Source organism: Mesorhizobium sp. P3_B5, assembly GCF_056402815.1.
Window position 1 is genome coordinate 1 of sequence record NZ_JBFUGR010000016.1, and the last position, 22,557, is coordinate 22,557.

24 protein-coding genes are annotated in these 22,557 nt (G+C 62.4%); 11 read left to right on the plus strand and 13 right to left on the minus strand.

Features of this window, described 5'->3' with window-relative positions; translation table 11 throughout:
* Positions 1 to 208: 208 nt before the first annotated feature.
* Both AC1DVW_RS26240 and AC1DVW_RS26245 read right to left on the minus strand, forming a co-directional pair.
* Positions 209 to 961: a DUF2182 domain-containing protein gene (locus AC1DVW_RS26240; RefSeq protein ID WP_477326992.1), complete on the minus strand. Its 753-nt coding sequence runs from the start codon at positions 959 to 961 to the stop codon at positions 209 to 211.
* Between the two features lie 58 nt (positions 962 to 1,019).
* Positions 1,020 to 1,646 carry a DUF1326 domain-containing protein gene (locus tag AC1DVW_RS26245; protein ID WP_477326994.1) on the minus strand — a complete coding sequence of 209 codons (627 nt, stop codon included), beginning with the start codon at positions 1,644 to 1,646 and terminating at the stop codon, positions 1,020 to 1,022.
* A gap of 471 nt (positions 1,647 to 2,117) precedes the next feature.
* Here AC1DVW_RS26245 and AC1DVW_RS26250 point away from each other — a divergent pair, with 471 nt between their 5' ends.
* A complete protein-coding gene (locus AC1DVW_RS26250; RefSeq protein ID WP_477326996.1) occupies positions 2,118 to 2,354 on the plus strand; it encodes a hypothetical protein in 237 nt (78 codons plus the stop codon).
* A 169-nt stretch (positions 2,355 to 2,523) separates the two neighbouring features.
* Here the strand turns inward: AC1DVW_RS26250 and AC1DVW_RS26255 are convergent, their stop codons facing one another.
* The 5 genes from AC1DVW_RS26255 to mnmE form a co-directional block, all read right to left on the minus strand.
* Positions 2,524 to 3,411, minus strand: coding sequence for a ParB/RepB/Spo0J family partition protein (locus AC1DVW_RS26255; protein WP_477326998.1), 888 nt, complete (start codon positions 3,409 to 3,411; stop codon positions 2,524 to 2,526).
* A 44-nt stretch (positions 3,412 to 3,455) separates the two neighbouring features.
* Positions 3,456 to 4,256 carry a ParA family protein gene (locus AC1DVW_RS26260; RefSeq protein WP_477240144.1) on the minus strand — a complete coding sequence of 267 codons (801 nt, stop codon included), beginning with the start codon at positions 4,254 to 4,256 and terminating at the stop codon, positions 3,456 to 3,458.
* Between the two features lie 4 nt (positions 4,257 to 4,260).
* Positions 4,261 to 4,911 (minus strand): 16S rRNA (guanine(527)-N(7))-methyltransferase RsmG, encoded by a 651-nt coding sequence (gene rsmG / locus AC1DVW_RS26265; RefSeq protein ID WP_477327000.1) that lies wholly within the window; start codon positions 4,909 to 4,911, stop codon positions 4,261 to 4,263.
* Complete coding sequence (gene mnmG / locus AC1DVW_RS26270) at positions 4,908 to 6,782, minus strand: tRNA uridine-5-carboxymethylaminomethyl(34) synthesis enzyme MnmG (RefSeq protein ID WP_477327002.1); 1,875 nt, start codon at positions 6,780 to 6,782, stop codon at positions 4,908 to 4,910. The genes rsmG and mnmG overlap by 4 nt, the downstream gene beginning before the upstream one ends.
* A gap of 199 nt (positions 6,783 to 6,981) precedes the next feature.
* Complete coding sequence (gene mnmE / locus AC1DVW_RS26275) at positions 6,982 to 8,301, minus strand: tRNA uridine-5-carboxymethylaminomethyl(34) synthesis GTPase MnmE (RefSeq protein WP_477327004.1); 1,320 nt, start codon at positions 8,299 to 8,301, stop codon at positions 6,982 to 6,984.
* A gap of 68 nt (positions 8,302 to 8,369) precedes the next feature.
* Here mnmE and AC1DVW_RS26280 point away from each other — a divergent pair, with 68 nt between their 5' ends.
* On the plus strand, positions 8,370 to 10,385 hold the full coding sequence (locus AC1DVW_RS26280; protein ID WP_477327006.1) for a thioredoxin domain-containing protein: 2,016 nt from the start codon (positions 8,370 to 8,372) through the stop codon (positions 10,383 to 10,385).
* A gap of 91 nt (positions 10,386 to 10,476) precedes the next feature.
* On the opposite strand, the gene rho is transcribed toward AC1DVW_RS26280, so the two are convergent.
* The 3 genes from rho to hemE all read right to left on the minus strand — a co-directional run bounded on the left by rho (position 10,477) and on the right by hemE (position 13,470).
* On the minus strand, positions 10,477 to 11,742 hold the full coding sequence (gene rho / locus AC1DVW_RS26285; protein ID WP_136621617.1) for a transcription termination factor Rho: 1,266 nt from the start codon (positions 11,740 to 11,742) through the stop codon (positions 10,477 to 10,479).
* 163 nt (positions 11,743 to 11,905) lie between these two features.
* The gene (hemJ, locus tag AC1DVW_RS26290) at positions 11,906 to 12,439 is read right to left on the minus strand and encodes a protoporphyrinogen oxidase HemJ (RefSeq protein ID WP_477327008.1); all 534 of its coding nucleotides are present in this window, start codon (positions 12,437 to 12,439) and stop codon (positions 11,906 to 11,908) included.
* On the minus strand, positions 12,439 to 13,470 hold the full coding sequence (gene hemE / locus AC1DVW_RS26295; RefSeq protein WP_477327010.1) for a uroporphyrinogen decarboxylase: 1,032 nt from the start codon (positions 13,468 to 13,470) through the stop codon (positions 12,439 to 12,441). The genes hemJ and hemE overlap by 1 nt, the downstream gene beginning before the upstream one ends.
* Before the next feature lie 400 nt (positions 13,471 to 13,870).
* Here hemE and AC1DVW_RS26300 point away from each other — a divergent pair, with 400 nt between their 5' ends.
* The 5 genes from AC1DVW_RS26300 to dnaQ all read left to right on the plus strand — a co-directional run bounded on the left by AC1DVW_RS26300 (position 13,871) and on the right by dnaQ (position 17,807).
* Positions 13,871 to 14,692: a pyruvate, water dikinase regulatory protein gene (locus AC1DVW_RS26300; RefSeq protein WP_477327012.1), complete on the plus strand. Its 822-nt coding sequence runs from the start codon at positions 13,871 to 13,873 to the stop codon at positions 14,690 to 14,692.
* Positions 14,693 to 14,987: 295 nt separating this feature from the next.
* A complete protein-coding gene (locus tag AC1DVW_RS26305) occupies positions 14,988 to 15,581 on the plus strand; it encodes a Maf-like protein (protein ID WP_477327014.1) in 594 nt (197 codons plus the stop codon).
* Entirely contained in the window at positions 15,574 to 16,416 is an 843-nt protein-coding gene (locus AC1DVW_RS26310; RefSeq protein ID WP_477327016.1) for a shikimate dehydrogenase, read from the plus strand. Before AC1DVW_RS26305 ends, AC1DVW_RS26310 begins: the two co-directional genes overlap by 8 nt.
* Positions 16,413 to 17,018 carry a dephospho-CoA kinase gene (gene coaE, locus AC1DVW_RS26315; protein ID WP_477327018.1) on the plus strand — a complete coding sequence of 202 codons (606 nt, stop codon included), beginning with the start codon at positions 16,413 to 16,415 and terminating at the stop codon, positions 17,016 to 17,018. Before AC1DVW_RS26310 ends, coaE begins: the two co-directional genes overlap by 4 nt.
* Positions 17,019 to 17,093: 75 nt before the next feature.
* Positions 17,094 to 17,807 carry a DNA polymerase III subunit epsilon gene (gene dnaQ, locus AC1DVW_RS26320; RefSeq protein WP_477327020.1) on the plus strand — a complete coding sequence of 238 codons (714 nt, stop codon included), beginning with the start codon at positions 17,094 to 17,096 and terminating at the stop codon, positions 17,805 to 17,807.
* 92 nt (positions 17,808 to 17,899) lie between these two features.
* Here dnaQ and AC1DVW_RS26325 read toward each other — a convergent pair whose 3' ends face one another.
* From AC1DVW_RS26325 to AC1DVW_RS26335, 3 genes are all read right to left on the minus strand, one after another.
* Complete coding sequence (locus AC1DVW_RS26325; protein WP_477327105.1) at positions 17,900 to 18,187, minus strand: GIY-YIG nuclease family protein; 288 nt, start codon at positions 18,185 to 18,187, stop codon at positions 17,900 to 17,902.
* Between the two features lie 241 nt (positions 18,188 to 18,428).
* Positions 18,429 to 18,929: a protein-export chaperone SecB gene (secB, locus tag AC1DVW_RS26330; protein ID WP_477327022.1), complete on the minus strand. Its 501-nt coding sequence runs from the start codon at positions 18,927 to 18,929 to the stop codon at positions 18,429 to 18,431.
* 121 nt (positions 18,930 to 19,050) lie between these two features.
* Positions 19,051 to 19,551, minus strand: a complete 501-nt coding sequence (locus AC1DVW_RS26335; RefSeq protein ID WP_477327024.1) for an FxsA family protein — start codon at positions 19,549 to 19,551, stop codon at positions 19,051 to 19,053.
* Positions 19,552 to 19,750: 199 nt separating this feature from the next.
* On the opposite strand from AC1DVW_RS26335, the gene AC1DVW_RS26340 reads away from it, so the two are divergent.
* From AC1DVW_RS26340 to AC1DVW_RS26355, 4 genes are read left to right on the plus strand one after another with little or no spacing between them, the layout of a single operon-like run.
* Positions 19,751 to 20,458 carry a Tim44/TimA family putative adaptor protein gene (locus tag AC1DVW_RS26340; protein ID WP_477240172.1) on the plus strand — a complete coding sequence of 236 codons (708 nt, stop codon included), beginning with the start codon at positions 19,751 to 19,753 and terminating at the stop codon, positions 20,456 to 20,458.
* Between the two features lie 24 nt (positions 20,459 to 20,482).
* Positions 20,483 to 21,583 carry a murein transglycosylase A gene (gene mltA / locus AC1DVW_RS26345; protein ID WP_477327026.1) on the plus strand — a complete coding sequence of 367 codons (1,101 nt, stop codon included), beginning with the start codon at positions 20,483 to 20,485 and terminating at the stop codon, positions 21,581 to 21,583.
* Entirely contained in the window at positions 21,580 to 22,104 is a 525-nt protein-coding gene (locus tag AC1DVW_RS26350) for a Smr/MutS family protein (RefSeq protein WP_477327028.1), read from the plus strand. Before mltA ends, AC1DVW_RS26350 begins: the two co-directional genes overlap by 4 nt.
* A gap of 13 nt (positions 22,105 to 22,117) precedes the next feature.
* Positions 22,118 to 22,486: a helix-turn-helix domain-containing protein gene (locus AC1DVW_RS26355; protein WP_477327107.1), complete on the plus strand. Its 369-nt coding sequence runs from the start codon at positions 22,118 to 22,120 to the stop codon at positions 22,484 to 22,486.
* Positions 22,487 to 22,557: the final 71 nt, after the last annotated feature.

A 22,557-nucleotide genomic window follows, 5' to 3' on the forward strand; every position in this document is an offset into this window, starting at 1 on the left:
CCTTGAGGGGGAGATGTCGCCGAAGGCGACACCTTGAGGGGGAGATGTCGCCGAAGGCGACAGAGGGGGTCGCCGCGCGAGAGGCGCCGACGCCTTCCGCAACGGCAGGCGGCGTCGGCGACTTGCCGGCCATCTCCCTCTCAAGGTGGGAGATCAGCAGCTCCACCGCTTTAGCCAAATACAAACGCCGCAACCGAGAAGGGCCTTTTCAATTCATCATCATGGCGCCCATCGGCTGGAAGGTTGGCAGCGCCTGTGGAAAGACCAGCACCGCCGAACCATAAAGCAGCAGAGCGACACCCGAGACCTTTGCGATCCCCTCTCCTGACGGCAGGGTCTTTTCCGCAAAGATCAGCAAGGTGACCACGGCCATTGCGGCGACGTTCATGACCCCGAGAGGAAACAGCGCAAGAAACAAAAGCCAGCAGCAGCCCAGGCAAAAAAGTCCGTGCTCCAGGCCCATGCGAACCGCGCCCCGGTAACCATCGCGCCATGAGGTCAGGATGAAGCCAATCGGCGTGCGGCATTTGGCCAGGCACAGATCTTTCAGTGGGGAGAGTTGATAGGCGCCGCCAAGCATCAGCAGCGCGCCGCCAATACGGGCGGCCGTTGCCGTAGACAATCCCACATGCCCGGCAAGCATCTCCGCACCCGCCGCACCGGCAAAGGCGACCACGCCCATCACGCCCCAGACCAGCATGTAGCCAGCCACGAACACCCAGCTCGAGACAAAGGTCTCGCCCCGGCCCCGTTTGCCGGCCTGGACCTGGTGAAACGTCAGGATCATGGGCGCGGCCGTTGGAAACATCATGGCAATCATCATGATCATCCAGACGGCAAGAAACAGCGGCGCCTCCATGCCCATGGTGAGTGAGTACATGTCCATGCGCATGTCCGCGTCCATGCCCATCTGCTGCCAGACAAGCAGGGTCCACGCCGCCGCAGCGATCGCGATCAGCATCGCCAGAATGATGTTTCGCTGCAGCGTCAGCGGATCCGCCTCGACCATGCGGCCAACGCTACTGCTGGCCGGACCAATTGATCGGGGCGTAATGTCCGTTTCGGCGGGAATTGTCCCAGCTCATGCCATGGTCGCTAAATGTACTGCCTTCCGCCCCCATCGCCAGGGCAAGCCAGTCGGGATTGATCGGATGGCCGGTGGCCGCCCACATCTGCCCGTCCTCGCGCATTGTCGGCAGCGGCTCGACCGCCATCTGCATGACGCCCGCAATCTCCGCCGACCGCTTCTTGCCGTCTATCCGGTAGTCTATCGGCACCTTCTTGGCGCCGAGATTCGTGCCGATCATGGGCGCCAACACCGCCATAGGGCCGCCTGCGGCGCCAGTGAAGATGGCACCGAGCGCCTCTGTTTGCCTGTCATCGGCTCGTTCGTCGATATAGGCGGCGGCGGTCCAATTGCCGTCTGCCATCGGACCCGGCGTGTGCGCAACCATCGCGACACTGAGCCCATCCAATCGAACGTCGCCGTAATTGCCCTTGTCGATGTGAAAAACCAGACCGACGTCGCAAACGCCTCGCGTCGGCTTCGATGTCAGCTGCGCGTTGGTGGACAGCAGGCAAGGACATACGACATCGCAGCTACAATTTTCGAAGTAACTTCCGGACAATTGCCAACGGACTGCCATTTGCACCTCCCACTTGCGTCAGGCGCGTCGGCATATCGTTTTGGCGAGGCGGTGCCATTTCACGGCTATTGTAGGAATGGCAAATACCCTCGCCGCGACTGATCGGCACGCCAGGGCAGATAATTTAAGCCATATCTAATTTAGGTTACGCCGTTGCTCGGCACTGTCAAGCCGCGAGCGGCAGGCGCTGCTTGGCATTGCGGTGGAGAGCAGTCGGCTGGCGCAGCGCGGCTGATCTCCCCCCTTGAGGGGGAGATGTCGCCGAAGGCGACAGAGGGGGTCCCAGCGCGTAAAGCGCCGACCTCCTTCGCTCCGCGCCGGCGCCTGATATGAGACGACCCCTTCTGGCCTGCTGGCCATCTCCCCCCTCGAGGGGGGAGATACGCAGCCGCGCCGATTTCGCCAATTGCCAGCGACGAAAAGGAAAGGGCCGGCGTAGCGGCCGGCCCTTAGCCATGGTAGTTTCGCGGCATGAAGTATCCCGCGAAAAATCTAGCAACCTACGCAGGATTTTGCGCGGGGTGTTTGTTTTTCTCGGCCATAGCGGCGACCCTCGTCTATTGCACCTCGTCGCCAAATCCGAAGGTGCACTGGTGGGTTCTTTTTTTGGGCGGTGCTTTCGGCCTGTTCATAACCAACGGCTTCGTCGTCCCGGCCATTCGCCGGCTCATGGCAAAGCGGAAGGAAGCGCCCGATCAATCGCAGTGATCCGATAACTCGGATCACTGACAGATAAGCCTGGTCTGCGCGTTTCTGTTGAGGGCTCGGCATAGCAGGCCCGCTTTTTTTGGTGATTATCACCGATATATCAGCGCCACAACCTGACCTTACGTTAGAACATGATTTGCCGGCTAAATACCGTGACGTCTCCAGCAGCCTACCGCTCCTGCTTCAACCGCCGGCACAACTCATCGAGCTGCTCCAGCGTCCGGTAGCTCACCCGCAGCACGCCGCCCTTCCCCTTGTGCTCGATGGCCACGATCATGCCGATCGTGTCGGTCATCAGCTTTTCCAGCGCCAGCGTGTCGGTATCCTTGTCCGCCGGCTTCGCCGCTGGGCGCGCTCCATTCGGGCTGCTGCCGGCCGGCATTTGCGCCAGCGCTTCCGTCTGGCGGACCGACAGCCCCTCCTCGACGATGCGTTTGGCGAGACCGGCCGGATCCTCGGCCGTCACCAGCGTACGGGCGTGGCCGGCCGACAGCGCGCCGTCGACCAGCATGTCGCGGATCACGTCGGGCAGTTTCAGCAGCCGCAGCGTGTTGGCGACATGGCTGCGGCTCTTGCCGATCACCTGACCGAGATCGGCCTGGGTGTAGCCGTGATCGTCGATCAGCTGCTGGTAGCCGAGCGCCTCCTCGACCGGGTTGAGGTCGGTGCGCTGGACGTTTTCGATGATCGCGAGTTCGAGCGCAGTGCGGTCGTTGACGTCGCGCACGATGATCGGGATCTCGGTCAGCCCGGCGCGCTGCGCCGCGCGCCAGCGCCGCTCGCCGGCGATGATCTCGTAGCGTCCCGCGTGTGTCGGCGACGGCCGCGCCACCACCGGTTGCACGACACCATGCTCGCGGATCGACTGCGCCAGGTCGGTGAGCTCGGCATCGCCAAAATGCCGGCGCGGGTTTTTCGGGTTCGGCGTCAGGAACTCGATCGGCACCTTGCCATCGGCGTTCAGGCCCTGCTTTTCCGGCGCGGCCGGGCGATCGATCTCGCCGATCAGCGCCGCCAGTCCCCGCCCCAGTCTTTTCCGTGAAAGGTCTTCGCTCATTCTCTATCCAGATCGTTTCGGTATCGAATCGGCTTGTTTGCTAATTAAGCAGCGCGTAATTTACGCTCGCGGCGGATAACCTCTGAGGCAAGCTGCAGATAGGCCTGACTGCCTGAGCATTTGAGATCGTAGAGGATCGCCGGCTTGCCGTAGGACGGCGCCTCGGAAACCCGCACATTCCTAGGAATGATGGTCTCGTAGACCTTGTCGCCCATATGCGCCCTGACATCCTGCACCACCTGGTTGGCGAGGTTGTTGCGGCCGTCATACATGGTCAGCACGATGCCCTGGATGGTCAGGTCGGGGTTGATCGAGCGGCGGACTTGTTCGACCGTCTCCAGCAACTGGCTGAGACCTTCCAGCGCAAAGAATTCGCATTGCAGCGGCACCAGCACCGAATCGGCCGCCGCCATCGAATTCAGGGTCAAAAGATTGAGCGACGGCGGGCAGTCGATCAGCACATAGCCGAAGGGCGCCCCGCGCTCGGTCGCGGCACGCAGCGCATTGCGCAGCTTGAGCACCCGGTCCGGCGCCGAGGCGATCTCCATCTCGATGCCGAGCAGATCGAGCGTCGACGGCACGATCGACAGGCCTGGAACCGCCGTCGGAATGGCTGCGGCTTCGAGGTCCAGCTCGCCGGTCAAAACGTCATAGGAGGAGACGGTGCGGTCCTTGCGGTCGATACCGAGACCGGTGGAGGCGTTGCCCTGCGGGTCGAGATCGACGATCAGCACTTTTTCACCGATCGCCGCCAGCGCCGTGGCCAGATTGATGGCCGTCGTCGTCTTGCCGACACCGCCCTTCTGGTTGGCTACGGTGATGATTCGAGGGCCATTCTTCATCATGGATTTATGCCAGAAGTTCATTTTCAGCCGGGCGCAAAGCAGACAATTCGAGGATGACCCCATGCGGGTCGGTGACGCTCGAATGTTCTACCAGATCGAAGCACCATCGGTGAGCGCTTTCTTCCACTTCAGCGCGGTAATCCCGGCCTTTGTGGAACAGGCCGCGGGCGCCTTTTGTCAGCCACGGCGCCGCGAGATCAACCAGGGCAGGGAGCGCGGCAAGTGCTCGCGCCGTGACGATTTGCGGTTCAGAAACAAGCGCATAGCTGTCGTCGATGCGCCGCGCGATGATGCGCGCGGGCAGATTGAACTGCCCGACGACTGCTTGCAGGAACGACGCTTTTTTCCGGTTGCTTTCAACCAGATCAATGCTGGCACCGGCGCGTTCGGCCAATAGAAAAGCCATCACAAGTCCGGGAAAGCCGCCACCCGAGCCGAGATCCACCCAGCGCGTCGCCGCCGGCTCGAGTCGCGCCAGTTGCACGCTGTCCAATATATGACGGCGCCAGACATCGTCCTGCGTCGATTGTGCGGCCAGGTTTATGCGGCTGTTCCACTTCTGGAAGACCCGTTCGAATTCGACCAGACGATCGAATGTTTCACGTGAAACCGGGCCTGCGGCCTCTTGCAGGCTTTTCCATGTGGCAGCGCTCACGCAACGTTCCTTTGCGCGGACGCCTCGGCGTTGCGGACATGCGCGACGATGATCGCCAGCGCCGCCGGCGTCATGCCTTCCATGCGCTGCGCATCGGCGATGGAGCGCGGCTGGCGTGCCAGCATCTTCTGCTTCAGTTCATTAGAAAGGCCTGGAACATGGGCAAAGTCGACTGAAACCGGGATCAGGCGGCTCTCCTCATGCCGGATCTGAGTGACGTCGGCTTGCTGGCGGTCAAGGTAAACGGAATATTTCGCCTCCGTTTCGAGTCGTTCGGCCGTCTTGGCGTCGATTTCGCCGAACGCAGGCGAAATTCGCGCCAGCCAGGCGACATCGACGCCGGGATAGGCCAGCAATTCATAGGCGGAGCGCCGCACACCGTCCTTGTTGATCTGCAGCCCGTGACCCGACGCCTCGTTCGGGGTCATCGTCGTGCTGGTTGCGAGCTGTCGTGCCTTGTCGAGATCGTCCACGACATCGTTGAACCGCTGCGTCCGCCGCTGCGAGGCGATGCCAAGCTTCACGGCCAGTGGCGTCAGCCGCTCATCGGCATTGTCAGCGCGCAGCGACAGCCGAAACTCGGCCCGCGAGGTGAACATGCGGTAGGGCTCGCTGATGCCGCGGCTGGTCAAATCATCGACCATCACGCCGATATAGGCCTCGGTCCGGCTGAGCACGATTGGATCACTCGCCGCTGCTTTGCGCGCCGCGTTGAGGCCGGCGAGCAATCCCTGCGCGCCCGCCTCTTCATAGCCCGTAGTGCCGTTGATCTGGCCTGCAAGGAAAAGCCCGCCAATCCGCTTCGTCTCCAACGTCGCCAGCAATTCACGCGGGTCGACATGGTCGTACTCGATGGCATAGCCGGGCTGCAACATGGCCGCCCGCTCCAGCCCCGGAATGGTTTTCAGAATGTCGAGCTGGACGTCTTCGGGCAGCGAGGTCGAAATGCCATTCGGATACACTGTGTCGTCGTCGAGCCCCTCCGGCTCCAGGAAAATCTGGTGACCCTCGCGGTCACCGAACTTGACGATCTTGTCCTCGATCGACGGGCAATAGCGCGGCCCCACACCTTCGATCGAGCCGGAATACATGGCGGAGCGGCCAAGATTGGCGCGGATCAGGTCGTGCGTCGCCGGCGTCGTGCGGGTAATGCCGCAATGGATCTGCGGATTCTCAATGCGGTCGGTCAACAGCGAGAACGGCGAGGGATGTTCATCCGCCGCCTGGCTTTCCAGCGATGCCCAATCAATGGTGCGGCCATCGAGCCGCGGCGGTGTACCGGTCTTCAGTCGCCCAAGCTTGAAGCCCGCCCGGCTCATCGTCGCCGACAGACCGAGACTGGCCTGCTCGTTCATGCGGCCGGCAACGATCTTCTTCTCGCCGATATGGATCAGTCCGCGCAGAAAAGTGCCGGTGGTCAACACCACGGCGCCGCAGGCGAGTCTGTGGCCATTTGCCAAAAGCACAGCCGACAGGCGCCCGTCCTCGATCTCAAAATCGAGAACCTCGCCTTCGATCACATCGAGATCGGCCTGTTCACGGATCGCCGCCTGCATCGCCAGCCGATAGAGCTTGCGGTCCGCTTGCGTGCGCGGTCCACGCACGGCCGGGCCCTTGCGGCGGTTGAGCAGGCGGAACTGGATGCCGGCAGCATCGGCGACGCGACCCATCAGCCCGTCCATGGCGTCGATCTCGCGCACCAGATGGCCCTTGCCGAGACCGCCGATCGCCGGATTGCACGACATAACGCCGATCGTGTCGAAGCGCAGCGTCACCAACGCCGTCCTGGCGCCCGCGCGCGCGGCAGCACTCGCCGCCTCGCACCCGGCATGGCCGCCGCCCACCACAACCACGTCATAGTGATCGTTCATTCCAAGAATCCCGAATTTCAGTTCGCCCGACACATGTGCCCGCATGGGCGTGCTGTCAAGAATGCACGGCCCTTCGTTTCACGTGAAACAACATCGCCGGCATCCCAGTCGCCCTGTTTCACGTGAGTCACGGCAGTTCGGAGGGGCCTAGTGTTTCACGTGAGTCATCTGCCAGCCGCCAGGCCGTGTTTCACGTGAGTCATTTACCGATGCAGAACTGCGAAAAGATGACATCCAGCAGATCCTCGACGTCAACAGCGCCAACGATGCGGCCAAGCCGGTCCGCCGCCAGGCGCAGATCCTCGGCGCGCAACTCCTGCCCACGCCCATCTCCCGCAAAAGCCGACAGCAGAAAGCGCTTCGTCTCATTGAGCAGCTCGACGTGGCGAAGCCGCGACGGCAGGATATCACCGACCTGGCCGGCCTGCGCCGCGGCGCGGCGTCCGATATCCGCCAACAGCTCCGTCAGCCCCGTTCCATCCGTGGTCGAAATGACCGCGTCGTACTGCGTCGCCGGCGTCTGCGGCACCAGATCGACTTTTGTGCCAATCCTCAGCGTCGGAACGTCGGCCGGCATTGCACCAACTTCTGCCGGGTTCAGCATATCCTTCAGCAGCAGCAAAAGGTCGGCACCGCGTGCTTTCGTTCGGGCTTTCTCGATGCCGATTGCCTCGACCTTGCCCGGAGCCTCGCGCAGACCCGCCGTGTCCGTCACCCTAATCCGCATTCCTTCGAGATCCAGCACCACTTCGAGCAGGTCACGCGTCGTGCCGGGCTCATCCGTTACAATAGCGGCATCGCGCCGCGCCAGCGCGTTGAACAGACTCGACTTCCCGGCATTCGGCGCGCCGAGGATGACGACCTCGAAGCCGTCACGAATGATCTCGGCGGCGCGGAACCCGGCGACGTGTCGATCGATCTCGTCAATCATCTTTCGCACATCCAACCAGACCGTATCCGAAACGGAACCGGGCACATCGTCCTCATCGGCAAAGTCGATCTCGGCCTCGATCATCGCCCGCGCATGAATAAGCCGGCGGCGCCAGCCAAGATAAAGCTCACTCTGCACACCTTGGGCGTTCTGCACCGCAAAGCGCCGCTGCGCCTCGGTTTCGGCGTTGATGAGGTCGGCCAGCGCCTCGGTCTCGACCAGATCGAACTTGCCATTGAGAAAGGCCCGGCGAGTGAACTCGCCCGGCTCCGCATGCCTGACGCCATTAAAACCGGCGATGGTCTCCAGCATTTTGGTCACCACGGCCCGGCCGCCATGGACATGGAATTCGGCGATATCCTCGCCGGTAAAGCTGTCGGGACCAGGAAAGAAGACGACCAGACCGCTGTCCAGCACGGTTTTGTCCGGCGCCCGTAACTTGCGCAAGGTCGCCACACGGTCCTTAATCTTTCCGCCGGCAATCGTTTCGACTACGAATCGACTCCTTGGGCCGGAAATGCGGATAACGGCGATGCCGGCGGGCAGGCGGCCGCTCGACAGCGCAACGATGGACTCAGCTGAAATCATTTGCCCGCTCCGTCGAACCGCCCTAGCTTCGCCCGCTTAATCCCGATCCCATTCACCGAGCTGCCATTGTGACATTGCCCGCCAAAAACCTGCTTGCCGAAGAGGCCAGCCCCTACCTGCAGCAGCACAGCGACAATCCGGTGCACTGGCGGGCCTGGTCACCTGCTTCTCTGGCCGAAGCCAAGGCGCTCGAGCGGCCCATCCTGCTTTCGGTCGGCTACGCCGCTTGCCACTGGTGCCATGTCATGGCGCATGAGAGCTTTGAAAACGATGCCGTCGCCGCCGTCATGAACCGGCTGTTCGTCAATATCAAGGTGGATCGCGAGGAACGGCCGGACATCGACCAGATCTACATGGCGGCACTTTCGGCGATGGGCGAGCAGGGCGGCTGGCCGCTGACCATGTTCCTGACCCCGGACGGCAAGCCGTTCTGGGGCGGCACCTATTTTCCGCGCGAGGCGCGCTACGGCCGCCCCGGCTTCATCCAGGTGATGGAAGCGGTCGACAAGGCGTGGCGCGAGAAGCGACAAAGCCTTGACCAGAGTGCCGACGGTCTGACCAACCATGTCGAGGCGCGGCTGGCTGGCACGCATGCCAAGGCAGTGCTGGACCGCGACACGCTGGCCAATCTCGCTAGCGGCATCGACGGCATGATCGACCGGGATTTGGGCGGCCTGCGCGGGGCGCCAAAATTCCCCAATGCACCGTTCATGCAGACCCTGTGGTTGTCCTGGCTGCGCGACGGCAGCACATCGCATCGCGACGCCGTCCTGCTCAGCCTCGAAAAGATGCTGGCCGGCGGCATCTATGATCATATCGGCGGCGGCCTCAGCCGCTACTCGACCGACGCCGAATGGCTGGTGCCGCATTTCGAAAAGATGCTCTACGACAACGCCCACCTCATCCGCCTGTGCAATTGGGCCTATGCGGCGAGCGGCAATGATTTGTTCCGGGTACGAATCGAAGAGACAATTGACTGGCTGCTGCGAGAAATGCGCGTCGATGACGGCGCCTTCGCCGCCAGCCTGGACGCCGACAGCGACGGCGAGGAGGGGCTGTTCTACACCTGGAGTGAGAATGAGATCGAAGCCGTGCTCGGTGACGACTCCACCTTGTTTTTCAAACACTTAATGCTTTCCAGCCCGCATGGTTGGGAAGGCAAGCCGATCGTCCACCAAAGTGAAGCCCGGCAGACGCAAGGCGTGGCCGATCGCAACCAGCTCATCCCGCTAAAAGCAAAGCTGCTGGCAGCCAGAGAGCATCGCGTCAGGCCCGGGCGCGACGGCAAGGCGCTGACCGACTGGAACGGCCTGATGATCGCAGCCCTTGCCGAGGCAGGGCGGTCACTCGGCCGGGCCGACTGGATCGAAGCGGCGGAAAAAGCCTTCGCCCATATTGCCGAGTCCAGCCAGGACGGGCGCTTGCCGCATTCGATGCTCGGCGCCAAAAAACTGTTTCCGGCGCTGTCGAGCGACTATGCCGCAATGACCAACGCCGCGATCTCGCTGTTCGAAGCAACCGGCAATTGGAGCTATGTCGAGCAGGCCAGCCGGTTCATCGAACAACTCGACCACTGGCATCAGGACAGTGACAAGACCGGCTACTATCTGACTGCATCGGACAGCACTGACGTACCGATCCGCATCAGGGGCGATGTGGACGAGGCGATCCCCTCGGCCTCCGGCCAGATCGTCGAGGCCCTGGTCCGACTGGCCTCCGTCACCGGCGATCTCGACCTGCAGGAAAAGGCCTGGAAAGTCGCCGAGCATGCCGCCGGCCGCGCTGCACACCAGGCCTATGGCCAGGCCGGCATCGTCAACGCCTGTGCCCTCGCGGTCGAGCCATTGAAGCTGGTGCTAATAGACAACCTCGCCAATCCAGGACTCGTTCCGGTTGCGAATCGATCCCCTGATCCGAGACGAGTCGATATCGTCGTGGCGATTGGTTCGGAAGCGAATCGACCGACTTTGCCGGGTGGCATCCTGCCGCCGACGGATAAACCGGGCGCCTGGCTTTGCACGGGGCAGGTGTGTTTGCCGGTGGTGACTGATGCTGAAGAGCTCGAACGGCTTTTGCGACGGTGATTTGGTCAAAATGAAGAGGCCCATCCCGATCTCTCGGAATGGGCTCCAAATAGCTTTGCTTGGAACGAACCGCGGATCCGCAGCTCGACCCCTACGTATTCATCGAATCGAAGAAATCCGCATTGGTCTTGGTCTGCTTCAGCTTGTCGATCAGAAACTCGATCGCATCGGTCGTTCCCATCGGCGCCAGGATGCGGCGCAGCACGAAGATCTTCTGCAAATCCTGCTTGGCGACCAGCAAATCTTCCTTGCGGGTGCCGGACTTCAGAATGTCCATGGCCGGATAGATGCGCTTGTCGGCGACCTTGCGGTCGAGCACGATTTCCGAATTGCCGGTGCCCTTGAACTCTTCGAAGATTACTTCGTCCATGCGGCTGCCGGTGTCGATCAGCGCGGTGGCGATGATGGTCAGCGAGCCGCCTTCCTCGATGTTACGGGCGGCACCGAAGAAGCGCTTCGGCCGCTGCAGCGCATTGGCGTCGACACCGCCGGTCAGCACCTTGCCGGATGACGGCACCACGGTGTTGTAGGCGCGGCCGAGGCGGGTGATCGAATCGAGCAGGATGACGACATCGCGGCCATGTTCCACCAGGCGCTTGGCTTTTTCGATCACCATTTCGGCGACCTGGACGTGGCGCACCGCCGGTTCGTCGAAGGTCGAGGACACGACCTCGCCCTTCACCGAACGCTGCATGTCGGTGACTTCTTCCGGCCGCTCGTCGATCAAAAGCACGATCAAATAGCATTCCGGGTGGTTGGTGGTGATGGAGTGGGCGATGTTCTGCAGCAGCACCGTTTTACCGGTACGCGGCTGTGCCACGATCAAGGCGCGCTGGCCTTTACCAAGCGGCGCCACCAGGTCGATGACGCGGGCAGAAATATCCTTGGAGGTCGGAACCTCCATTTCCATCTTCAGCCGCGACGTCGGATAGAGCGGCGTCAGATTGTCGAAATGGATCTTGTGACGGATCTTTTCCGGGTCGTCGAAATTGATCGTGTTGACCTTGAGCAGCGCGAAATAGCGCTCGCCCTCTTTCGGGCTGCGGATCGGCCCTTCGACCGTATCGCCGGTCTTCAGCGAAAAGCGCCGGATCTGCGACGGGGAAATATAGATGTCGTCGGGACCTGGCAGATAGTTGGCATTGGCGGAGCGCAGGAAGCCAAAACCGTCCTGCAGCACTTCGACCACGCCGTCGCCGATGATCTCGACGTCCTGCGCGGCCAGTTTCTTCAGGATGGCAAACATCAGCTCCTGCTTGCGCATGACGCTGGCGTTTTCCACCTCGAGCGATTCGGCATAGGCGATCAGCTCTGGCGGTTTCTTGTTCTTGAACTCTGCGAGTTTCATTTCTTGCATAGACGGACTCTGAATCTGCTTTGGGGAAAATATATCGGCGGGATGCGACAAATGCCGGGCGCGGCCGAAAGCGATGAAGGGCGGCGCATGACGGGAAGGAAGACCCGTCTTTTATCGTCGGTCGGGTGAAAGAGCAAGCTGCGTTTTACGGGACCGATATGGTCTAGAACGGCTTGACGACAACCAGGATTACGATGGCGATCATCAGCAATGTGGGGATCTCGTTGACGATCCGCCAGTGCTTCGCGGGTTTTTCGTTGCGATCCTCGGCGAATTTGCGCACCGCGCCGGCGAGGTAGCCATGCACGGCGGACAGCAAGAGCACCAAAGCGATCTTGCCGTGCAGCCAGCCACCCTGGAACGCAAAACCTTTCCAGGCCAGCCAAAGCCCGAACACCCAGGTAACGACCATCGCCGGATTGATGATGCCGCGCAGCAGGCGGCGCTCCATCACCTTGAAGGTCTCGGACTGTACCGAGCCTTTCTCGGCATCGGCGTGGTAGACCAGCAGCCGCGGCAGATAGAGCATGCCAGCCATCCACGCGATGACGGCAAGGATATGGATCGCCTTTGCCCACGGATAGAAGCCGTCGGGCGCGACGAAATACAAAAGCCCGGTGAGAACAACCAGCGCGGCGATGCCAACGGCCATGCGTATCATCGCCTGGCTGGTGCTGTTCGTATTGTTGTCGGTCATCAGCGTGTCGCGCTCCGTACCTGTTTCACCATCGCCTCGACATGGCCGATCGGCGTCTCCGGCGTGATGCCATGGCCGAGATTGAAGATCAGCGGCCCATCTCCCAGCGCTTTCAGGATCGCGCCGACACCATCGGATAGCGCCTTGCCGCCAGCCACGAGCCGCAAGGGATCGAGATTACCCTGAACCGCACCCGAGCGCTGCAATTCCTTCGCTGCCGTCAGGGGCACCGTCCAGTCGATCCCCAGGGCCGTTACACCGGTCTTCTGGCGGTAGGTCTGGTAGTGCGCGCCGGCGCCCTTGGGAAAACCGATGATCGGAACCTCGGGATAAACGGCGCGAACTTGGCGGACGATCTCCGCCACCGGCTGCACGCAGAACAAGTCGAAAGAAGCGTCGTCGAGCACGCCGGACCAGGAATCAAAAATCTGCACCACGTCGGCACCAGCCTCGATCTGACGGATGAGATATTGCGCCGAGTGATCGGCCAGCACCTTCAGCAGCTGCTGAAACGCCACCGGCTCGCGATAGGCAAACAGCCGTGCCGGCGCCTGGTCGGGCGTGCCATGGCCAGCGATCATGTAGGTCGCCACTGTCCACGGCGCGCCGCAGAAACCGATCAGCGTCGTTTCATCAGGCAGCTTTGCCCGCAAGCGGCGCACCGTCTCGTAGACCGGTTCGAGATTCACGTGAAACACGTCGCTCTCCAGAGCCAGAATCTCTGGCGCAGAGATCGGGGTCAAAAGCGGGCCTCTTCCTTCCTCGAAGCGCACGTCACGGCCAAGCGCATGCGGCACGACAAGGATGTCGGAGAACAGGATCGAGGCATCGAAGCCGAACCGTTCGATCGGCTGCATCGTCACTTCGACAGCCAGGTCGGGATCATAGCAGAGATCGAGGAACGAACCGGCGCGACGGCGCGTCTCGCGATACTCCGGCAGATAGCGGCCGGCCTGGCGCATCATCCAGAGTGGTGGCGGAAACACCGCTTGCCCCTTCAGCACGTCCAGCATGGTCCTGACTTGGGGCATTGAGCGCTCTCTTCCTAAGCCTTCTCTATAATTAAAGAGTCTATTTCTAGAATCTTCTGATTCTAAGAGTCTGTTGGTATCGGTGGTTGTCACCTGTCCCGCTTTGCCCCGATAAAGGCCAGCCAGCATATTGTCGCGCGCTTCTCCAAAAGGATTGCAGAACTTTGTGGAAGGTCGGGAATTTACGACTGGAGTCAATGGTTTGTCGTCGAGCCAAGGAAATTGCCGCTGTGGATGAGGCATGGGCGAAAAAATGCGTCCCCGGACTTGTCCCCAGCCGCCCGACGAAGCCGACAGCGCATCGAATTGTGGACAAACTGCCATCTGATACAGTCGCTTCCAGCCGGCCGGTTTTTCGGTCCGGTTTATCCACATTCGCCCACAGCCTGGAATGGACCCTGTGAACAAACCCCAGAGCTTCTTTCATCTGCATCTGATTTCCGACGCCACCGGCGAAACGCTGCTCGCCGCCGGCCGCGCCGCTTCGGCACAGTACAAGGATGCGCGCGCCATCGAGCATATCTATCCGCTCATCCGCACCGAGAAGCAGGTGGCCAAAGTGTTCGAGGACATCGAGGAGGAACCAGGCATCATCCTCTACACCGTCGTCGACCAGAAGTTGGCGCGCGGCATCGACGAGCGCTGCGCAACCATGGGCCTGCCTTGCGTTTCGGTGCTGGAGCCGGTGCTGATCGTGTTCCAGTCTTATCTCGGCACGCCGGCCGGCCGACGCGTCGGCGCACAGCATGTTCTCGACGCCGAATATTTCCGCCGCATCGACGCGCTCAACTTCACCATGGAGCATGATGACGGCCAGCTGCCGGCCAATATGGATGACGCCGATATCGTGCTGATCGGCATCTCGCGGACGTCAAAGACGCCGACCAGCATTTATCTCGCCAATCGTGGCATCAAGACCGCCAACATTCCGATCGTGCTTGGCGTGCCGATCCCGGAAAGCCTGATCAGCGCCAAGACGCCGCTGATCGTCGGGCTGATCGCCACCGCCGAGCGCATCTCGCATGTCCGCCAGAACCGCGTGCTGGGCAACAGCAGTGACTATGAGGCCGGCGACTATGTCGACCGCGCCGCCATCACCGAGGAACTCGCCTATGCCCGCCAGATCTGCACAAGGCATGGTTGGCCGATGATCGATGTCAGCCGCCGCTCGATAGAGGAGACGGCGGCGGCGATCGTTGCCCTGAGGGGGAAGAGCAGATAATTGGAGCCGTGCGCCGCGTTGTTAACACCCACCGTCGCCCTAGGATGACGAAGGGACGATTGCCTCAGCCAATCTCGAAGGTTTGCGATTTGCCATCAGCTGCTATTCAACGGCGCAGATGCCGAACTCCGACATTCGCGGTTAGCCAAAGAGCCACCACGCCTTCGTCATCCTAGGGCGGAGCAGGAGCGTAGCGACGTGGCGGAGACCCTAGGATCCATGCCGTTACAGTGGCCGACGAATGCAACGGTTTTCTACTTGGGCCACTAGACAGGTAATCAGGCGCGATAAAACAATGACCGAAACAATCATCCTCGCTTCCGGCAGCCCGTTCCGCAAGGCGATGCTGGTCAATGCCGGCGTCGCCATCGAGGCGGTGCCCGCGGATGTCGATGAGCGCGCGCTCGAAGCGCCTTTGCAAGGCGTCTCGCCGGAGGACGTTGCCGCGATCCTGGCCGAGGCCAAGGCCACCGAGGTGAGCGAGCGCAAGCCTGGCGCCCTGGTGCTTGGCTGCGACCAGACGCTGTCGCTTGGCGACGAAGTGTTCCACAAGCCTGCCGACATGGAAGGCGCGCGCCGCCATCTGCTGGCTTTGTCCGGCAAGACCCATCAGCTCAACAGTGCCGCGGTTCTGGTTCGTGACGGTGCGGTTTTGTGGCGGCATGTCGGCATCGCCAGCCTGACCATGCGCAAGCTCGATCCGGCCTTTATCGGCCGCCATCTGGCCCGCGTCGGCGTCAAGGCCTTGTCCAGCGTCGGCGCCTATCAGATCGAAGGCGAGGGCATCCAGCTATTCGCTCAGATCGAGGGCGACTATTTTACCATTGTCGGCCTGCCGCTTTTGTCGGTGCTGGCCGAACTTCGCAGCCTTGGTGCTGTCGATGGCTGAGATGGCGAAAAAAGCCTTTGTCACCGGCCACCCGATCGCCCATTCGCGGTCGCCGAGGATCCACGGCCATTGGCTGGAACAATACGGCATCGATGGCAGCTACCAGGCCATCGACGTCGCGCCTGCGGATTTTGCCGCATTCCTTGCTGGGCTGCGCAAGAACGGCTACCGCGGCGGCAACGTCACCATTCCGCACAAGGAGGCCGCCTTCGCTTTGGTCGAGCGCCGCGACGAGGCCGCCGAAACGATCGGCGCCGTCAACACGCTGTGGTTCGAGGACGGCAATCTATGGGGCGGCAACACCGACGCCCATGGCTTTGCCGCCAATCTGGACGACCATGCGCCGGGCTGGGCGATCAACGGCCCGGCCGTGGTACTCGGCGCCGGCGGCGCGTCGCGCGCCGTCATCCATGCGCTGATCGAACGTGGTGTCGGCGACATCCGCATCGTCAACCGCACACTCGCGCGGGCACAGGAATTGCGCGATCGTTTCGGCGCCGGCGTTACCGCCCATGGTCTCGGCGCAACCAACGAACTACTTGCCGGCGCCGGCCTGCTGGTCAACACCACGGCACTCGGCATGCATGGCAACGAAGGCCTGCCGGCCAACCCGGCCAGATTGCCTGCCAAAGCCATCGTCACCGACATCGTCTATGTGCCGCTGGAGACGCCGCTGCTGGCCGCGGCGCGCGCCAGGAAGCTGAAGACCGTCGACGGGCTCGGCATGCTGTTGCATCAGGCCGTGCCCGGCTTCGAACGCTGGTTCGGCATCAGGCCGGAGGTCACCGCCGAACTGCGCCAGATGATCGTCACCGATATCGGCGCCAAGGCATGATCGTGCTCGGCCTCACCGGATCGATCGGCATGGGCAAGTCGACCACGGCAAAAATGTTTGCCGAGGCCGGCGTGCCAGTTCATGATTCCGATGAGACCGTGCATCGCCTTTATTCGGGCAAGGCCGTTCCGCTGGTCGAAGCCGCCTTTCCCGGCGTGACCAGATCCGGTGCAACCGATCGCACGGCGTTGGCCGGACGTGTGCTTGGCGACGCCGCCGCGCTGAAAAAACTGGAAGCCATCGTCCACCCGCTGGTCCGCGCCGAGGCCGATGCCTTTCTGGCAAAAAACCGTGCCGCCGGTACGCCGCTTGTTGTGCTCGACATTCCGCTGCTGTTTGAAACCGGCGGCCGCGACCGCGTCGACAAGGTCGTGGTCGTCACCGCGCCGCCAGAAATCCAGCGCGCCCGCGTGCTGGCGCGGCCGGGCATGAGCGAAGAGAAATTTTCGGCGATTCTGGCCAAGCAGGTTCCCGACGCCGAGAAGCGCCGGCAGGCCGATTTCGTCATCGACACCGGCCAGGGGTTTGAGGCCGCGCGAGCGGCGGTCAACGCCATCATTGCCGAAGTCTCCGGGGATAAGTCCGGCAAGGCAGGCTCCTGACTGCAGGCCGTCAGCATTGCCCATTGCCATTTTGTTCCGGTGTATGATTCTGCTGGCCAGGAGCAGACTGATTCGATGCGCGAGATCATCTTCGATACCGAAACCACCGGCCTCGATTCCCGCGAGGACCGCGTCATCGAGCTTGGCGGCGTCGAACTGGTCAACCGCTTTCCGACCGGACGCACCTTCCACAAATTCATCAATCCGCAGGGACGCGCGGTTCACGCCGAAGCGCAGGCGGTGCACGGCATCAGTGCGGAGGACCTGAAGGACAAGCCGACCTTTGCCGAGATTGCCGAGGAGTGGCTGGCCTTCACCGACGGCGCCAAGCTTGTTGCTCACAACGCCACTTTCGACATTGGCTTCCTCAATGTCGAATTCGGCCGGCTGGGTCACCCGGTCATCGACAATGGGCTGGTCGTCGACACGCTGGCCCTGGCGCGCCGCAAGCATCCGATGGGCCCCAATTCGCTGGATGCGCTGTGCCGCCGCTACGGCATCGACAATGGCCATCGCACCAAGCACGGCGCCTTGCTCGATTCGGAACTGCTGGCCGAGGTCTATATCGAACTCATCGGCGGCAAGCAGGCCGCGCTCATCCTCGACAGCGTGGCATCGCCCTCTGCCGGCAGGTCGGATGTCGCCTATATCGACATCTCGATCGGCGCCCGCCCGGTGCCGCTGGCCCCGCGCCTGACCGACGCCGAACGCGCCGCGCATGCCGGCATGGTCGGGACGCTCGGCGAAAAGGCGCTGTGGCTGAAGGTTGCCGCGTCTTCGTCATCCTAGGGCGGAGCAAGGAGCGAAGCGACGCGGCGCAGACCCTAGGATCCATGCCGTGACAGTCGTGCAGTGCTCCGGCGGTGCAAGAAACCGAGCGCCTACCACCCGGTTCCACGAAAGAGCTCAAACCACTCCGGATTGGCCTTTTCGATCAGCTCGATCTTCCATTGACGCGGCCAGCGCTTCAGCGACTTCTCGCGCTGGATGGCATCGGCAATGTCGAAAAATTCCTCGTACCAGACTAGCCGTTGTACACCGTATCGGCTGGTGAAACCCGCGCCCTGGTCGGATTTGTGCTCCGGCATGCGTCGGCCAAGATCGTTGGTGACGCCGATATAGATCGTGCCGCGTTTCTGACTCGCGGTCATATAGACGTAGCCGGTCAGGGTTTCAGGGTAGCGAGCGTTGATGCAAGGACAAGCGCGATTCTGATCCGCTGCATCCTACGATCAATTTCACGGCATGGATCCTAGGGTCTGCGCTGCGTCGCTTCGCTCCTTGCTTCGCCCTAGGATGACGAAGGGAGAGGAGGGCATCGGCAACCTAGAAGGATTCGCTGTCCCTCAGCGTCTCAAACAAAAAACCCGGCACAAGGCCGGGCTTTTCAAATCACCGTGCAGGGCAGCCTCAGCTGACCTTGACCTTCGACGCCGCCTGGTCTTCGGCCAGCTTCTGCTGGAACATCTGCGCGAAATCGATCGGGTCGAGCATCAGCGGCGGGAAGCCGCCATTGCGGGTCGCTTCGGCAATGATCTGCCTGGCGAACGGGAACAAAAGCCGCGGGCATTCGATGAACAGGATCGGCAGCATATGCTCCTGCGGGAAACCTGCGATGGCGAACACGCCACCATAGACCAGCTCGACATTGAACAGCACTTCCTGATCGAAGGAAGCCTTGGCGTTCAGCGTCAAATTGACGTCGAACTGCTTGTCCGAAAGCGGGTTGGCGTTGACATTGACGTTGATGGCGATGCCGGGGGCCTTGTCGCGGCCGCGCAGCGAATTGGGGGCGCCGGGGCTTTCGAAGGACAGGTCCTTCACATACTGGGCGAGCACGTTGAGCGAGGGCTGGCTTGTCTCGCCGTTGCCGTTGGCGGCGCCGACCGGCGCGTCATCTTTGCTGGCCATGAGCCGTTGTCCTTTTGCCTGGGCGACGATGCGGCCCGAATTGAAATCGGGCGTTCGCTACCATGGTCGGCATGACAAGACAAGGTTTGCCGCCTGCTTCTCGAAGCGGTCGAGGGACGATCTATTCGTCCTTCAGGCGGCGCCAGGGCGAATTGTGATCGGGTCCACGGCCATAGTCGTCGGCGCGCGAATAGTCGCCGTCCTCGAGATCGATGGTCTTGCCGCGCTGCCGGGTGCGGAAACCGCCGGTGCTGAAATCGGTCGCCAGCACGACGCGGCTTTTCAACAGCCGCCAGGCGAGGTCGCGGACCGGCGGCAGGAACAGCAAAATGCCGAAGATGTCGGTGATGAAACCGGGGATGATCAGCAGGATTGCCGCCAGCACGATCATTACGCCATGCGCCAGTTGCCGGCTTGGATCGCGTCCGGCGTTCATCTCAGTGCGCACGCGGGTCATGACGCCAAAGCCCTGGTACCGGAGCAGCAGGGCGCCGGCCACGCTTGACGCCAGCACCAGGCCGACCGTCGCCAGCGCGCCGACCTGGCGGCCGACAACGACGAAACCGGCGATTTCCAGCAACGGAAGCGCCAGCAGGAACAGGGGAAGGAACGAAATACGCAAGTCTTGACCGATCGGTTCCGTGTTTTGCCGGTCGGCGAGCAATCGCCGCTGGCACTGAGCCCGTTAGATAGGTATGCCTGCCTTTGATTTGAATGATGGCGCCTTGCGTTCTATATGCTTTGAATGTTGAACGCTATGCGACCGCGGCCTGTTGATTGGCCGGGGGTCCGGCCAGGACAGGGATTGATTGGCGGAAGATATGGGATTTTTCGACTTCGGCACAATTTTCTTTCTGATCGCGGCAGTGGTGATCTTTTTCCAGCTGCGCAATGTGCTCGGTCGCCGCACGGGCAGCGAACGCCCGCCCTTCGATCCCTATACGGCGGGCCGCGCCGCCGACAAGGATGCCCCCCAGAAACCCGAGAATGTGGTCTCGCTGCCGCGCAAGCGGGCGCCGGGTGAACCGGTTGGCGACACCTATGCCGCCATCGATGCCTTCGCCAAGCCCGACACCGACCTCAACAAGGGCCTGCGCACGATCAAGGACAACGACCCGACCTTTGAGCCCAAAACCTTCGTCGACGGCGCCAAGATGGCTTACGAGATGATCGTCATGGCTTATGCCGATGGCGACCGCAAGACGCTTAAGAACCTGTTGTCGCGCGAGGTCTTTGACGGCTTCGTCGCCGCCATCGGCGACCGCGAGGCGAAATCGGAAAAGATCCAGTCCTCCTTCGTCGGCATCGACAAGGCCGACATCGTCTCCGCCGAAATGAAGGGCGGCGAGGCCCATGTCACCTTGCGCATCATCAGCGAACTGATTTCGGCGACCCGCGACAAGGCCGGTGCGGTCATCGACGGCGATCCCGAGACGGTCGCCGAGGTCAAGGATGTCTGGACGTTTGCCCGCGACACGCGCTCGCGCGATCCGAACTGGAAGCTCGTCGCCACCGAAGAAGAAGACTGAATTCCAGCGGCGGCGGGCCAGGTCGTGTCGCTATCGCGGTCTTTCCAGGTAAAATCCTTCGATGATCTCCCCGGCTGGGGCGATGACGACCATCTCCAGGCCTTTGTCGCCTTTCGCCGTTCGGCCGTCCATGTCCTGACCAGGCCCTATCGCTCGGGCTCACTCGGCGTCGACTTCAGCGCCTTTGCCGCCGCCTGTGATGAGGCGCGGACCATTTCGCTGCCGAATCGAAACGCGGCGCGCGCTTTCTTCGAACGCCATTTCATTCCGGCCCGCATCGACGCCGAAAACGGCGGCTCCGGCCTCGTCACCGGTTTCTACGAGCCACAAGTCGATGCCTCGCCGGTGCGCACGCAGCAGTTCACGGTGCCGCTGCTGTCGCGCCCGGCCGATCTCATCGACATTGACGACGCCAATCGTCCCCCAGGCATGGATCCCTATCTCGCCTTCGCGCGCGCCGACGGGCCAGCGGAGTATTACGACCGTGGCGCCATCGAGCGCGGCGCGCTTGCCGGCAAGGGTCTGGAAATTGCCTGGCTGGCCGACAAGGTCGATGCCTTCTTCATCCATGTTCAAGGTGCCGCCCGGCTGAAGATGACCGACGGCCGGCTGCGCCGCATCACCTATGCCGCCAAATCCGGCCAACGCTTTACCGGCCCCGGCAAGATTCTCAGCGAAACCGGCGAGATCCCGCTGGAAAAAGTGACGATGCAGTCGATCCGCGCCTGGTTCAAAGCGCACCCGGATCGCATCGACGAGATCCTCTGGCAGAACCGTTCTTTTATCTTCTTCCGTGAAGCGGCGGTCGACGACGCGACGCTCGGGCCAATCGCCGCCGCCAAGGTTCCGCTGACGCCGGGCCGCTCGGTCGCGGTCGACCGGCTGCTGCACACGTTCGGCACGCCGTTCTACATCGACGCGCCGTCGCTGATGGCTTTCGACGCCAAACCGTTCCGGCACCTGATGATCGCGCAAGACACCGGCTCGGCCATCACCGGGCCGGCGCGAGGCGATCTTTTCGCCGGATCGGGCGATGCGGCCGGCGAGATCGCCGGCGTCGTCCGCAACGCCGCCGATTTCTATGCGCTGCTACCGCGTCCGCTTGTTTCGGGGGCGAATCGATGACCCGCAAGACGGACAGGCTGAGTGAGGACGACCGGGTGCTGTGGAACCTGGTGGCGCGCACCGCCAAGCCGCTCAGGGGCAGAACCGCCGTCGACATTCCGGATTTCGGCGTCGACGCGAAGCCTGCCGCGCCGCCGGCTCATGCCGCCGCCAGCCCCGCTTTGGCGTCAAAGCCAAAGCCGCAGCACATCTCGCATGCGCTCGACGAGCCGACACTGGACAAGTTGAAGAAGGGCCGGCTGCCGATCGAAGGCCGCGTCGACCTGCATGGCATGACCCAGGACGAGGCCTATTCGCTGCTGTTTTCGTTCCTACACCGGGCACATGCCGGCGGCATCCGCTATGTCCTTGTTATCACCGGCAAGGGCTCGTCGTCGGGCGGCGACGGCGTGCTGCGCCGCGCCGTGCCGGCCTGGCTGTCGACGCCGGCGTTCCGGCCGCTGGTCTCCAGCCACGACCATGCCGCCCGCAACCATGGCGGCTCGGGCGCGCTCTACATCCGTTTGCGGCGGCTGCGCTGATGAGGGCGTGGCCGTGACCCCGTTCGGCGAAAAGCTGCGGTCGCTGCGGCAGGAACGTGGTGTCAGCCAGAAGGACATGGCTTCGGCCATCGGCGTCAGCGCCGCCTATCTGTCGGCGCTCGAGCATGGCCGCCGCGGCGCGCCGACCTGGACGCTGATCCAGAAGATCATCGGCTATTTCAATGTCATCTGGGACGATGCGGAGGAGTTGGCGCGGCTGGCCGAGGGCTCGCATCCGCGCGTCAGGATCGACACGTCGGGTCTCACCCCCGCCGCCACCGAACTCGCCAATCTGCTGGCCGAAAACATCGAAAAACTCGACGAAGCCGAGCTGCGCCGCATCACCGCGTCGATCCGCGCGGCGCTGGGCCGGCCGGCCTAAGTCTGACAGCCACGTCAGCCCACTCGCGCCGGACGTCTATTTCACTCTGAAAGCGATGCCCGCCGGCGGGG